The sequence below is a fragment of the Aeromonas sp. PI_26 genome (genome assembly GCF_027854445.1).
Taxonomy (GTDB): Bacteria; Pseudomonadota; Gammaproteobacteria; order Enterobacterales; family Aeromonadaceae; genus Aeromonas; species Aeromonas veronii.
In genome coordinates this window covers 20,140-33,762 of sequence record NZ_JAJNOE010000021.1, presented here as the reverse complement: position 1 = coordinate 33,762, position 13,623 = coordinate 20,140, and the positions used below count along the sequence as shown (strand labels likewise).

Below are 13,623 nucleotides of genomic sequence, written 5' to 3'. Positions count from 1 at the left end.
TCCCCCTGTAGATGCAACACGCCCCCGGATGGGGGCGTGTTGCATCTAAAGCCAGCCAAGCGCTTTTGTTAGACCAAGCAGATGGCCTACGGCCGCTCGCCAGCGGCCAGACGGCGGTTGATATCGGCGATAACCGGGGCGATGTCGGCCAGGGTATCAATCACATAGTGTGCCCCCGCCGCCCGCAGTTTGGCCTCGGCCGGTGCGCGCCGGGCGGCGATCTCCGTCTCACTTATGGCGGCAAACTCGTCCCAAGTGGCACCAAATTCGTTGCCGGAGACCGACAATCCCACCGTCCACATGCCCGCGTTCAACCCTTCGCTGATACCCGGCACGGCGTCATCCACCTTGATGCAGCGATGCACCGCGCTTACTCCCAGCTCAATCACGTTGGCCAGCGCCATCCAGGGACCGGGGCGACCACCGGCTTTGAGATCGTCGGTGGCCACCCAGTGATCCGGCCGATAGCCATGATCGGCCGCAGCAGGTACCAGCGCCTCCATCACCGGACGGGGGTAACCGGAGCAGGAGCCGATTTTCATCCCCTGCACCCGCAGAGCGTCCAGCACCGGCAACACGCCGGGGATGGGGGCGGCAAAGCGGGTCACGGCGGCAATCTGCAGCGGCATAAAGGTGTGATAAAGGTGGTCCACCTCGGCGTGGCTCATGGGGTGGCCAAAGCGGGCCTGCCAACGCGCATCCACCGAGGGCAGACGGCCCAGCGCGGCGATATGATCCCACTTGCCAAGGCCCATGGGCTGGCGTGCTTCATCCAGGGTCACGGGAAAGTCATAGGCGCGGGCGAAGGCCTCGACGAAGATGGAGGTGGGGGCGAAGGAGCCGAAATCAACGACGGTGCCGGCCCAGTCGAGGATCAGCGCCTCCACGTCGGTGGTCGGGTCGATGGCAGTCTGCAAATCAGTCATGGTGATGTTCCTGTTTCGGTGAAAGTGCGATCTCGCCAAGGGCGTGATCGAGAATGGTGATGGCGCGCACCAGATCGGCGCGGGCGATATTGAGCGGTGGCGAGAGCTGGATGACGTTCCCTTGGGAGACCTTGAAGCTGAGCCCCAGCTCCAGACAGCGGTAGAGCAGGCGCTCGGCGGCCTGGCTGTTGCGGGTGCGACTCTGGTGATCGACCACCAGATCGAGCGCCCAAAGCATACCGATACCGCGCACCTGCCCGATCAGCGGGTGACGTTCGGCCAACTTGCCGAGCTCGGCCGCCATAAAACGGCCATCCTCCTGCGCTTTTGCCAGCAACCCCTCTTCGCGGATGGTACTGATGGTAGCGAGCGCCGCCGCGCAGCCGATAGGGCTCTTCTCGTGGGTGTAGTGACCGAGCGAGATGGCCGCAGCCTGATTGAAATGGTCGCGGGTAATGAGCGCGGCAAACGGCACCACCCCGCCCCCCAGCCCCTTGCCCAGACAGATGATGTCGGGCTCGATGCCGAACTCTTCGAAGCTGAACCAGTGGCCGGTGCGCCCCAGGGCGTTGGGGATCTCGTCGACAATCAGCAGCACCTTGTGGCGATCGCAGATCTCCCGCACCCGCTGCCAGTAGGCTTTCGAGGGCACCTGCACATCGGTGTTGCGGATGGGCTCGGCGATAAAGGCGCCGATCCCTCCCTCCTTCTCGATGACGTACTCCAGATAATCGGCGTAGTGCAGGTCATCACCCTCCCCGCAGTACCAGACACCGCGATAACGGGTGGGCGGCGGGATGCGCTCCACTCCGGCCATCAGCGGGCCCATACCGGCGCGAAAACAGGCCTCGCCGCCGACCGAGATGGCATCGAGGGAGGCACCGTGAAAAGCATCCCAGAGGGACACCACCTTGCTGTTGCCGGTGATGAAACGGGCGAGCTTCAGGGCAATCCCCACCACCTCGCTGCCACCGGGGGCGAACAGCACCCGGTTGAGATCGCCGGGGGCCAGTTCAGCCAGGGTGCGGGCGCAGTCGATGGCAACCTGATGGGTGTAGCGGCGGGGCGCAAACGGCAGATCGGCGAGTTGCTGCTGCACCGCGGCCACCACCCTGGGGTGACCGTGACCCAGCTGATGGACGCTGTTGCCGTGAAAATCGAGGTAACGCTTGCCCGATACGCTGGTCAACCAGCTCCCCTGCGCCCCCTCGATCAAATCCAGACAGGGGGTGGAGAGTGCCTGATGGAGGAAGTAGCGGCTATCTTCCGCCAATCCCGCCTGCACCGCCTCGCTCTGGCCCGCCCACCAGCGCGCCCGCCCCTCGCCGAGGTTGATATCCCCTTCGCTGTCGGCACGGCCGCTGCCGTGTAGCTTATGGTCATGCAAATCGCGGCCACGCAGATCACGACCCTGAGCCAGCATGCTGGTCATCGCGCGTCCCCTTGCCAGTAACAGGCGCTGGCCATGGCGGCGAGCAGCTCGCGCACCCGCTCCGGGGTCACGTCACCGATATTGCCGATACGGAAGCAATCGGCTTGGGAGACCTTGCCCGGATAGATAACAAAGCCCTGCGCCTTGAGCCGCTGGTAGAAATCGGCAAAGCGGTAGTCAGGGTGGGCCGGAGAGTAGAAGGCGGTGATGATGGGGGATTGCCACTGTTCTGGCAGCAGCGGCGCAAAGCCAAGCGCAGCCATCCCCGCCACCAGCGTACGCTGATTTTCACTGTAGCGCTGATGACGGGCTTCAATGCCCCCCTCCTCGTCCAGCTCACGCAGCGCCTGGGAAAAGGCAAGCACAGTATGGGTGGGCGAGGTAAAGCGCCACTTGCCCCCCTGCAGCTCCATGGTCTGCCACTGGGCGTGCAGGTCGAGGGAGACCGAGCGGGCGCGACCGGCGCAGGCCACCAGCGCGGCGCGGCGGGCGATGACGAAGCCAAAGCCCGGTACCCCCTGAATGCACTTGTTGGCCGAGCTGATGAGAAACTCGATGCCAAGGCGTCCCATGTCGATGGGGATACCGCCAAAGCTGCTCATGGCATCGACGATCAGGCGAATGCCGCGGCGCTGGCAGAGCGCAGCCACCTCCTCAAGGGGGTTGAGCATGCCGGTAGTGGTCTCGCAGTGCACCATGGCCAAGTGGGTGATCTCGGGGTGGCGCGCCAGCATCGCCTCGATGGCGGCGGGTTCCGGGCGGGTGGTCTCGCCGCAATCGAACTCATGGTGACGCAGGCCAAGACAGCGGGTCATCTCCCCCATGCGGGCACCGTAGGCGCCGTTGTTGATGATAAGCAGACACTCATCGCTACCTATCGCCGAGCCCAGTACGCTCTCCACCACATAACTGCCACTCCCCTGCAGCAAGACTGCGCTGTAGTCACTTTGATATTCCGGGCCAGTGGCGAGGCGCACCAGCTCGCGGCGGATGGGCTCCACCACGCCCTGGTTGTAGTCCGCATCCCAGGTGCAGCTGTCTTGCAGCATGGCGGCGCGCACCGTAGCGGTGGTCGAGAGGGGGCCTGGGGTCAGCAGCAGGTAATCGACGGCGGCGGGGGCCGCAGGAATATGGGTCATGATTTCGCTCCTATTGGTATATACCAGAATGAGCGCATTGTGGGTAACTCCCCCGCCAAGGTCAAAGGGGTGGCGCTACGTGCAACAAAAAATTCATTTTCAGCGCAGGGATCGCGATAATCTAGGAAGCCTGAACAACAGGGGCGATTCTGGTATCTACCAACGCATGTTGATGTTGCCGTGAAACGACCGGGCAGATGACCTGTCCTGTGCCCAGCCAATTGCCCAACTCATTGCACAACTTATTGCAAAACCAGGGATTTTCATGAGCAAACCGCAATATCTGCAAATCAAAGATGCCCTCGCCAACCAGATCCTGGCAGGGGGGCTGGCCCCCAACGACAAGCTTCCCTCCGAGCGGCTGCTGGGGGAACTCTATGGCACCACCCGGGTTACCATCCGCGAGGCGCTGGTGCAGCTGGAGGCGAACGGCCTTATCTATCGGGAGGATCGCCGCGGCTGGTTCGTCACACCGCCACGCTTTCGCTTGAACCCCAGACGCACCTCCAACTTTCACCAGATAGTGCGGGAGCAAGGGGGTGAGCCGCACACCGAACTACTGGAGAAAAGCCGCCAGGCGGTGCCGCCCGCGTTGATGGCGCAGTTGCAGCTCAAGCCGTTTGACAGCCTCTTTTTGCTCAAGCGACTGCGCTACGCCAACGGGCGTGCCATCTGCTACTGCGAGAACCACTGCCTGCCTGAGCGGGTGCCCGGCCTGCTGGCGCTGGATCTCAACGGCAGTCTGACCGAGATCTACCAGGCCCATTACGATCTCCACTACGCCCGCATGCAGGTGCGTTTCTTCCCCACCGCCCTGCCGGACGAGGTGGCCAAGGCGCTGGGGGCCACCGCCGGTCTGCCCGCCCTGCGCCTCGAGCGGCTCAACTTCGATCAGCACGGCCGGGTGCTCGACTTCGATCTGGAGTACTGGCGTCACGACAGTCTGGAGATCGAGGTGGATACCCAGGATTAGTCACGGATAAATCAGGAACGGCAAAACGTCACGGGGCTGTCACGGTCACGTCATAAAGATCCCCTAGCCTCTCTCTCGACCAATCTGGTTTATACCAAACCAATTTAACTGGAGAAGAGGATGAAACAGGGAACCCATCTGCTGGCCGCCGCCGTGCTGGCTGCCATGACCGCCCCGGCACTGGCCGCGACCGATCTCACCGTCTACACCGCCTTCGAACCGGAGCAGCTCAACGAGCTGAAAACCGCGTTCGAGCGCCAGCATCCGGACATCAACATCAAGTGGGTGCGTGACTCCACCGGCGTGGTCACCGCCCGCTTGCTGGCAGAAAAAGCCCAGCCCAAAGCGGATGTGGTGTGGGGACTGGCCGCCACCAGCCTGATGCAGCTCGATCAGCAGCAGATGCTCAATGCCTATGCACCGAAAGGGCTGGAGAAGCTCGACAGCCGCTTTCGCGACAGCAAGGCCGAGCCGCACTGGATCGGTCTGGACGCCTTCTTCAGCGCTATCTGCTTCAACAAGGTAGAGGCGGAAAAACAGGGGATCCCGGCCCCCACCAGCTGGGCCGACCTCACCAAGCCCATCTACAAGGGCAAGGTGATCATGCCCAACCCCAGCTCCTCCGGCACCGGTTACCTGAGCGTTGCGGGCTGGCTGCAGACCATGGGCGAACAGCAGGGCTGGCAATTTATGAACGGCCTGCACCAGAACATCGACCGTTACACCCACTCGGGCTCTGCCCCCTGCAAGCTGGCCGCCAGCGGTGAGACGGTGATCGGGATCTCCTTCGACTTCCCGGCCACCAGCCTCAAGGCCAAGGGTGCACCCATCGAGGTGGTGTTCCCGAAAGAGGGGTCAGGTTGGGATATGGAAGCTGCCGCCATCATCAAAGGCACCCCCAAGCTGGAAGCCGCCAAACAGCTGCTCGACTTTGCCGCCACCGAACAGGCCAACGCCCTCTACAACAAATCGTTCGCCGTGGTCGCCATCCCCGATGTGGCCCAACCGAGAGCGGGCTATCCGGCGGATATCAAAGGCCAGATGATCGACAACGACTTTAGCTGGGCAGCCCGCGAGCGTAACGCCATCCTGGCCCAGTGGAGCGCCAGCTTCGACGGCAAGACCGAAGCCAAACAGTAAGCGTGAAGGGCGGCGGTTTGTTAACGCCCCACACACAACCACCAATAAACTGTCAGTCGAAGGCCAACAGGTGTTGGCCTTCGCTTTTTGGTTTTAACTTCCCGAGTTTGTATTGCCTTCAATTAGCGACGCTTCGCCCATCCACACAGGGCCCAGCCACTTGCTGACGGCCCGATGTCATTTGACTGTCATCAAGCTGTCATCCCCCGATCACCTGACCGTCACACTTCACCTGCAAACTGGTATATACCAAATCAGTAGCGAGTCGAACCATGACCCAGCCCTATCTGGACATTCAACATCTCAACAAGCAGTTCGGTGCTTTTCAGGCCCTCAAGGGGATCTCTCTGACCATTGAGCCGGGGGAGTTTATCTGCTTTCTCGGCCCCTCCGGCTGCGGCAAGACCACCCTGCTCAGAGCCATCGCCGGGCTGGATCTGCCGGACAGCGGCGAGATCTGGCAAGGGGGACGCAATATCTCCCGGCTGCCGCCCCAGGAGCGCGATTTTGGCATCGTGTTTCAATCCTATGCCCTCTTCCCCAACCTGACGGTGGCCCAGAACATCGCCTTCGGCCTTGAGAATCAGGGGCTGGCGCGGGATCTCATCAAGGAGCGGGTCGATCACTGGCTGGGGCTGGTGGATCTCACTGCCCAGTCCCACAAATACCCGAGCCAGATCTCCGGCGGCCAGCAGCAACGCGTAGCGCTGGCCCGGGCGCTCGCCCTCTCCCCCGGTCTGTTGTTGCTGGACGAACCGCTCAGCGCGCTGGATGCACTGGTACGTACCCACCTTCGCAGCGAGATCCGCGCCCTGCAGCAGCGCCTTGGCATCACCACCATCATGGTGACCCACGATCAGGAAGAAGCGCTGACCATGGCTGATCGCATCGTGGTGATGGAGGGCGGCCGCATCGTACAGGTGGGCACTCCGCAGGAGATCTACCACCAGCCTGCCAGCCGTTTCGTGGCAAGCTTTGTCGGTACCATGAACTTCCTCGAGACCCTGGTGCTGAGCCCCAATCAGGTGCGTCTCAACGAACAACCGTTGCAACTCGCCAATCAGGCCGCGGCCGGCAGCAAATTGCAGGTGGCGATCCGCCCCGAGGCTATCACGCTAAGCGCGCCGAGCGAGCCGTATCTTGGTCAACATGGCGTTGAAGCAACCATCGATCAGGTGGAGTTTCTCGGCGCCGCCCAGCGCCTAATCTGCACCGCCGACACCTACCTGGGCCCGCAGCAAATTTTGGTGGAGCGCCCGACCCACGAGCTACCCCGCCACGAACAGGGTGGCTGGCGCAGCGGCATGCGCTGCTCGCTGCACTGGCCCGCCGGGGCAATGCAGCTGTTCGAAGGAGATCGCCCATGACAGCCCCCTTCGCGACCTCCTCCCTGCTGCCACCAGTGACAGCCCGCCAAGACTCTCGCTGGCAGCGGCTCTGTCGCGGCTGGAGCCGGGATCAGCTGCTGCAACTGATCCTGCTGGTGCTCGGCATTGCCCTGCTCACCGGCGGTCTGCTGCTGCCGCTGCTCACCATGCTGCAAAAGAGTCTGCAGGATGAGAACGGCCTCTGGGTGGGCCTTGCCAACTTCAGCGCCTACTTCGACTCCCCTCATCTGGGGCACACCATCGGCAACACCCTCTGGCTCGGGGTGCTGATCACCGCGCTGGTGGTGACCATCGCCTTTGGCTACGCCTACGCCCTCACCCGCACCTGTATGCCGGGCAAGAGCCTGTTTCGCCTCATCGGTTTGATCCCGCTGTTGATGCCCTCCCTGTTGCCCGCCATCAGTCTGGTCTACTGGTTTGGCAATCAGGGGATCGCCAAGGGGCTGCTCGGCGGCGAGAGCATCTACGGCCCCATCGGCATCGTCATTGGTCTGGGCTTCTGGTGCTTCCCCCACGCCCTGATGATCCTTATCACTGCGCTCGGCCAGAGCGATGCCCGCCTCTATGAAGCCTCCCGGATGCTGGGCAGCAGCGGCTGGCGCACCTTTGTCACCGTCACCCTGCCGACCGCCCGTTATGGCCTGCTCAGCGCCGCCATCGCGGTCTTCACCCTCACCATCTGCGACTTCGGGGTGGCCAAGGTGATTGGCGGCCAGTACAGCGTGCTGGCTACCGACATCTACCGGCAGGTGATCGGGATGCAGAACTTCTCCCTCGGCGCCGTTGCCAGCGTCACCCTGCTGCTGCCGGCACTGTTGAGCTTTGCGCTGGAGCACAGAGTGCGCAGCAAGATGCAGGAGCAGAGCAGCATCAAGGCGGTGCCCTATCAACCCAAACCCCATCGGCTGCGGGATCTGCTGGCGCTCGGTTGGTGCACGCTCTGGGCCCTGCTGTTTCTGGCGCTGGTGGGGATGGCCGTTTACGGCTCCCTGGTTCAGTTCTGGCCCTATAACCTCGGGCTGACGCTGGATCACTACGCCTTTGACAGCAATAGCGTCTACGGCTGGCAGCCCTTTACCAACACCTTGCAGCTGGGCCTCTATACCGCGCTTATCGGCACCGTGCTGGTGATGGTGCTGGCCTGGGCGCAGGAGAAGGGGCGCCATTTCGCGCCGCTGCGCCAGCTGCTACATCTGCTTGCCATGCTGTCGCTGGCGGTACCCGGCATGGTGCTGGGGCTGGGTTACATCTTCTTTTTCAACGGCAATCCTCTCTTTGGCGGCCTATACGGCACCCTGCCGTTGATGGTGCTCTCCTGCGTCATTCACTACTACACCGTGGGTCATATGACGGCGCTGACCAGCCTCAAGCAGTTGCCCAAGGAGCTGGAGCTGGTGGCCATTTCTCTGCGCATTCCGCTCTGGAAGGCGTTCTGGCGAGTCACCCTGCCCGCCTCCCTGCCCGCACTGCTGGAGATCTTTATCTATCTGTTCGTCAACGCCATGACCACCACCTCGGCGGTGATTTTCCTCTATTCGAGCGACAGCGTGCTCGCCTCCATCGCCGTGCTGAATATGGAGGATTCCGGCGATACCGCCGCGGCCGCCGCCATGGCCACCCTGATCCTGCTGGCCGCCGCCACCGTCAAGCTGCTCCAGCTCTTTTTGAGCCGCGCCCTGCTGGATCGCACCCAGCGCTGGCGCCACCAATAACCTTATCGAGGAGTCATCATGTCCACTCTCCCCTTCTGGCTGGCCGAAGCGCTCGCCGCCGAACAACCCGCGCCGCCCACGCCCCTAGTCGGCAACCACGAGGCCGATGTCTGCATCGTCGGTGGCGGTTTTACCGGGCTATGGAGCGCCATCGCCCTTAAACAGACCGAGCCTGCCTTACGCATCATGGTGCTGGAAAAAGATCGCTGCGGCAGCGGCGCCTCCGGGCGCAACGGCGGCTGCCTGCTCACCTGGTCGGCCAAATACCTGACCTTAAAACGCCTGTTTGGCGAGCAGCAGGCTGCCTGGCTGGTACAAAGATCCGAGCAGGCGGTACACGAGATCGCCCGCTTCTGCGAAACGCACAACATAGAGGCAGAGCTGAGGGTCGAGGGCACCTGCTACACCGCCACCAGCGAGGCCCAGCGCGGCCTGATGGAGCCGGTATTGCGGGAGCTACAGCGAGCCGACCTTAACCAGTGGCAGGCGATTGCGGAGGGTGAACTGGCGAGCCAGAGCGGCTCCCACGTTCATCTGGAGGGGCTCTACAGCCCCCACGCGGGCTCGGTGCAACCGGCGCTCTTGGTGCGCGGCCTGCTGCGGGTAGCGCGGGAACTGGGGGTCGAGGTTTATGAGCACTCTCCCATGCAGCGCCTTGAGGCGGGCCAGCCAGCACGGGTGCAAACGCCGCAGGGTGAGGTGCGCGCCCGCAAAGTGGTGCTGGCCCTCAACAGCGCCATGGTGGCGCACTTTCGCGAGTTTCGCCGCAGTATCGTGCTGGTCTCCTCCGATATGGTGATCACCGACCCCGCGCCGGATGCACTGGCCGCCCAGCAGCTTGCGCACGGCCGCTCCGTGGTGGATGGCCGCACCTTTGTGCATTACTACCGCTCCACCCCGCAAGGACGGCTGATGCTGGGCAAGGGGGGCAACACCTTCGCCTTTGCCAACCGCCATCTAGCCGAGTTCGATGCGCCGAGCCGCTATCTTGCCCCCCTCACCCGCACCCTGCGCCGCTTCTTTCCGGCGCTTAAAGAGGTGCCCATCGCCGCCAGCTGGTGCGGCGCCTCCGACCGCTCGGTGGATGGCCTTCCCTTCTTCGGCCACTGGCGAGGGCAGCCCAATATCGTCTATGGCCTCGGTTACTCCGGCAACGGGGTGGCGCAAAGCTGGATCGGCGGCCAAATCCTGGCGGCTTTGGTGCGCGATGAAGTGCGGGAGGAGGACAAGCCGTGGCGCGACTGCGCCCTGGTAAGCGGCCCGCGCGGCTACTTCCCGCCAGAGCCATTCCGCTGGTTGGGGGCCATGGCGGTACGCAATGCCATACGGCGCAAGGAGCGGGCGGAAGATGAGAACCGTCCGGTGGCCTGGTATGACAAACAGCTGGCCAAACTTGCCGATGCGGCGGGCAAGGCGGATAAATAGCCCGGCGATAGAGGGCAACAATTTCTCATACTGTTTCGCCCCACACCCTATTTCTTGAAACTGCCGACCCGAGGGTCGGCATTTTTACAGGTGAAATCTGAGGGGGCATTATCGCCAAGCGTGATCAGCTGATTGATCCCAGCGGCGGCAGGATGGAGATAGCGTGATTTGTAGGATGGCGCAGAGCGTAGCGAAGCCCAACAGGCGAGCATGATTACGCCAACCAGGGCGGAATAAACAAGGATGTGGCTAAGCCATAAGACTGATTGACAAGCATATTTCACGGTAAACGTTGGGCTTCACTTCGTTCAGCACCAACCTACCTTTTTAGCCCAACATACGAGATGTTCTTCCTGCTGGCCGCCCGTGACTTCACCGGCAGCACCCTGATCGGCACCATCGCCGGTTTCGAAGGCATCATCTGTGGCGCCAGCGCCATCTACCTGGCCATGGCCACCGTGATCAACGAGCAGTTCGGCCGCACCGTGATGCCGATCGGCGATCACAAGAAAGCCGCCGCCGTACAGCTGAAAGCCGCAGCCTGATGGGCAAGCCACTCAGATTGTGAAAAAGGCACCCTCGGGTGCCTTTTTGCTATTTCGCAAAGCGGATCTACCTGCGCACACACGCTCCCTTTTCCGCCGCACAGCCGGATGTCCTCTGCCTTGGATATTGCCGCCCCCTCGTTATCCTCTCCCCTTTATTGACCTCTTTTAGCCACTTCAGAACGACCATAACAATGCATTAACTACAAGCTCAGGAAACAGGTGAGCCGGTTTGTGGGCCTTTGTGGACTTTGCTGCAGGCAAGATCGCGTTGACCGTCGCAAAGTGGCGGAGACGCCCGCAGCGGGCACGGTGGAGGGGATGCACAAGGTGACCTCAAGCAACGTCTACTGCACTTCTTGGAGCTCTGTTAATAACTGTACGAGCCTAACATTGTCAAATGCTGAAATCATAAAAAATAATAGACAGCCTGATTATTACATTAGGGGCACACTAATTAGTGTTACAGACATCTTAATTATCACCAGCTGTTTATATGAAATGAGACCAATAGCTAAAACGGCCTTAACCCCAACAAGCTATACATGATGCCATCTATGTAGTATGATTTTATTAATTTTTGTCTGAGGAGTTGACAATGGAGAAGCTACCTCCCCCCTTCCTCGAAAGGGTAATAGTAAAAGATTTATTTGGCTTCAAACAAATAGATTGGAAAATTAATAACCAAGTGAGTGTCCTTGTTGGAAAGAATGGCTCAGGGAAAAGTACAATTTTAAGAGTTATCGACTGTATTTTAAACGGAAAAGATAAAAACCTAGACATCAAAAAAATAGCTTACGCGAAGGTCGAGCTTTCTGATGGCCGTTCATGTGAAATATTAAAAAACAGAATCAATGAGACTGAACTCGCAAACCTGAGAAAAATGATGTCTGGCTTGGCAGTCAGACTTGAAGCAATTGATGCCGAAAAAGAAAAGAAAGATCTTATAAAGAATGCAATTGAATTTATCAATAATGCAAACCTTCAAACTCTAAACTCGCTGCCTCTAGAGAAAGAGCTGGAACCATTAATTGAAGTGCATTCACCGGAAGAAATAAAGAAAACTTTAAATGTAGAGTATGTCTCCACGTTTGACATGATGATCATGTCAAAGCAAGAATATGATAGTGTTAGTGACGACGTGTATACACAATTGGATTTTGAAATTAAAAAAGAAATCACCACACTAACCAAAAAACTACTGTCATTAAGTCACAAATCTGCTACAGAACTAGCTGATGGTACAAAAGCATTTAATAGACAAAGGGTGAAAGACGTATTTAGCACTAACTTTGAAATCGTTAATAAGTTTAGTCTTTGTGTTAACAATTTTTTCTCCGATAATGACAAATCATTCAAAATAAATAATGATGGTAGTTTCTTAATTTCTCAGTTTGAAAAACCAATTAATCTTACATCACTGTCTTCTGGTGAAAAACAACTGTTGTTAATTTTGATAAAAATTGTCAACTGCGCAGATAAAGACACTATATTCATTTTGGATGAACCAGAGATATCTCTACATCTTAAATGGCAAGAGATGCTCATTTCTGAGATTCAAAAATTAAATGACCGATGCCAGCTTGTAATCGCCACACATTCACCGGCAGTTGTTATGCAAGGATGGATGGATTGTCTTGTTGACGTACAAGAAATAACAACATTATCAAAGTGAGCGGACTACAAATGTCTGATACCAAAAATTACTTTACTAATAGGAACTATGTTAAGGCCTATGCAACTATGGAATCTGCAGAAAAGGATGCAAGTGGATTCGTATATATAGAAAGTGAGGCCGATAAAGAGTTCTGGGACTCAATATTAACGAAGTGTGCAAAAGGAAAGTATTTCTTTAAATTTAAAGGGAAGCAAGAAGGGAAAAGCGAGCCTAGAGGAAAAAGCATTCTTGAGGATCTTTATACTACGGCGAATGAAGCCGCTTTAGTCGCTATTGATAGTGATTTTGACTATATATCTCCAAACAGGAGTGATATAGCAAAGAAAATAAACTCAAATAAGTATGTATTACAAACTTTTGCTTATGCCATCGAAAACATAAAACTTGATCATATTAGAGTCGATAAGTGTTTAGGTAAAATCTGTTTTTTTGAACCTAATCACTATACATTAACAACGTTTATGAAAACCTACTCATCTATAATATATGAGGTGCTGCTAAAGTATTTTTATTTGATGAATGTCGGTGCAGAACTACCTTTTCCTGAGGATGAACTACATCAAATGTTAATACCCAGCGATATAGTTAACTGCTACGCAAACAATGACTTTTCCTCTGTAAAAAATCTCGTATCAGAGATTGACTTACTACTTTCCCCATTAATAGTTGATGCTCAATCCTTCACTGTATTTTGTGAGTTATCACATTACAGAGGGATGAATTCAGAGAATTGTTATAAATTTATAAAAGGGCATGATGTAGAGGATAAAATGGTCATCCCCATTGTAAATTATATAAGACAAGATTTAATTGCTAGAGAGTCAGTTCGCATAAAAAAATCTTTTGAAGCAAAAGATATTGAGACTAGGATAAGAGAAGTTAGAGGCCACTTTAAAGAGAAGTGTAACTTTCACACTCTAATCAACTGTGTTCCTCATACTGAAGATGACACCATATACAATAAGATATGTGACCACGTCAGAAGTATAAACATATGATTTTTATCATACAGCGTCAGACTAATTACTCTCTGACGCTGTAATTTTCCGTTATACTTTTATTCATCAAATGGTAATTTAATAATTCATATTCATACACTACCATCTAGTTTCTTCTAAAAGCAAAGCAAAAAAATATTTTTAATATATAAAACAAAAAGATACTGTTCGAGCCACAGCACGAAATCCGCACTCATCCGCTCCCACCTGTCGGCCTCGTGTAACAAGTTTTTTGCCAAAATCAGAGTACAGCAAAACCATATGCCC

Annotated in this window: 11 protein-coding genes; 8 read left to right on the top strand and 3 right to left on the bottom strand. The window is 57.1% G+C overall.

What is annotated here, in order from left to right:
* Positions 1–86: 86 nt before the first annotated feature.
* Genes phnX through phnW form a run of 3 tightly spaced genes read right to left on the bottom strand, consistent with a single transcriptional unit; the run spans position 87 to position 3,497 of the window.
* Positions 87–926 (bottom strand): phosphonoacetaldehyde hydrolase, encoded by an 840-nt coding sequence (phnX, locus tag LRL22_RS18355; RefSeq protein WP_270906053.1) that lies wholly within the window; start codon positions 924–926, stop codon positions 87–89.
* Positions 919–2,358: an aspartate aminotransferase family protein gene (locus tag LRL22_RS18350; RefSeq protein WP_216950901.1), complete on the bottom strand. Its 1,440-nt coding sequence runs from the start codon at positions 2,356–2,358 to the stop codon at positions 919–921. Before LRL22_RS18350 ends, phnX begins: the two co-directional genes overlap by 8 nt.
* Complete coding sequence (gene phnW, locus LRL22_RS18345; protein WP_270906052.1) at positions 2,355–3,497, bottom strand: 2-aminoethylphosphonate--pyruvate transaminase; 1,143 nt, start codon at positions 3,495–3,497, stop codon at positions 2,355–2,357. The genes LRL22_RS18350 and phnW overlap by 4 nt, the downstream gene beginning before the upstream one ends.
* Positions 3,498–3,762: 265 nt before the next feature.
* On the opposite strand from phnW, the gene phnR reads away from it, so the two are divergent.
* The 8 genes from phnR (at position 3,763) to LRL22_RS18305 (ending at position 13,356) form a co-directional block, all read left to right on the top strand.
* Positions 3,763–4,470 carry a phosphonate utilization transcriptional regulator PhnR gene (gene phnR / locus LRL22_RS18340; protein WP_005352498.1) on the top strand — a complete coding sequence of 236 codons (708 nt, stop codon included), beginning with the start codon at positions 3,763–3,765 and terminating at the stop codon, positions 4,468–4,470.
* A 120-nt stretch (positions 4,471–4,590) separates the two neighbouring features.
* Positions 4,591–5,610, top strand: coding sequence for a putative 2-aminoethylphosphonate ABC transporter substrate-binding protein (locus tag LRL22_RS18335; protein ID WP_043824248.1), 1,020 nt, complete (start codon positions 4,591–4,593; stop codon positions 5,608–5,610).
* Positions 5,611–5,882: 272 nt separating this feature from the next.
* Positions 5,883–6,977: a putative 2-aminoethylphosphonate ABC transporter ATP-binding protein gene (locus tag LRL22_RS18330; RefSeq protein WP_216950904.1), complete on the top strand. Its 1,095-nt coding sequence runs from the start codon at positions 5,883–5,885 to the stop codon at positions 6,975–6,977.
* Positions 6,974–8,710 carry a putative 2-aminoethylphosphonate ABC transporter permease subunit gene (locus tag LRL22_RS18325; protein WP_270906051.1) on the top strand — a complete coding sequence of 579 codons (1,737 nt, stop codon included), beginning with the start codon at positions 6,974–6,976 and terminating at the stop codon, positions 8,708–8,710. Before LRL22_RS18330 ends, LRL22_RS18325 begins: the two co-directional genes overlap by 4 nt.
* Positions 8,711–8,728: 18 nt before the next feature.
* Positions 8,729–10,135, top strand: a complete 1,407-nt coding sequence (locus LRL22_RS18320; protein ID WP_270906050.1) for an FAD-dependent oxidoreductase — start codon at positions 8,729–8,731, stop codon at positions 10,133–10,135.
* A 266-nt stretch (positions 10,136–10,401) separates the two neighbouring features.
* On the top strand, positions 10,402–10,680 hold the full coding sequence (locus LRL22_RS18315; protein WP_265784103.1) for an acetate uptake transporter: 279 nt from the start codon (positions 10,402–10,404) through the stop codon (positions 10,678–10,680).
* 598 nt (positions 10,681–11,278) lie between these two features.
* Complete coding sequence (locus LRL22_RS18310; protein ID WP_270906049.1) at positions 11,279–12,355, top strand: AAA family ATPase; 1,077 nt, start codon at positions 11,279–11,281, stop codon at positions 12,353–12,355.
* Between the two features lie 11 nt (positions 12,356–12,366).
* Positions 12,367–13,356: a DUF4435 domain-containing protein gene (locus tag LRL22_RS18305; protein ID WP_270906048.1), complete on the top strand. Its 990-nt coding sequence runs from the start codon at positions 12,367–12,369 to the stop codon at positions 13,354–13,356.
* Positions 13,357–13,623: the final 267 nt, after the last annotated feature.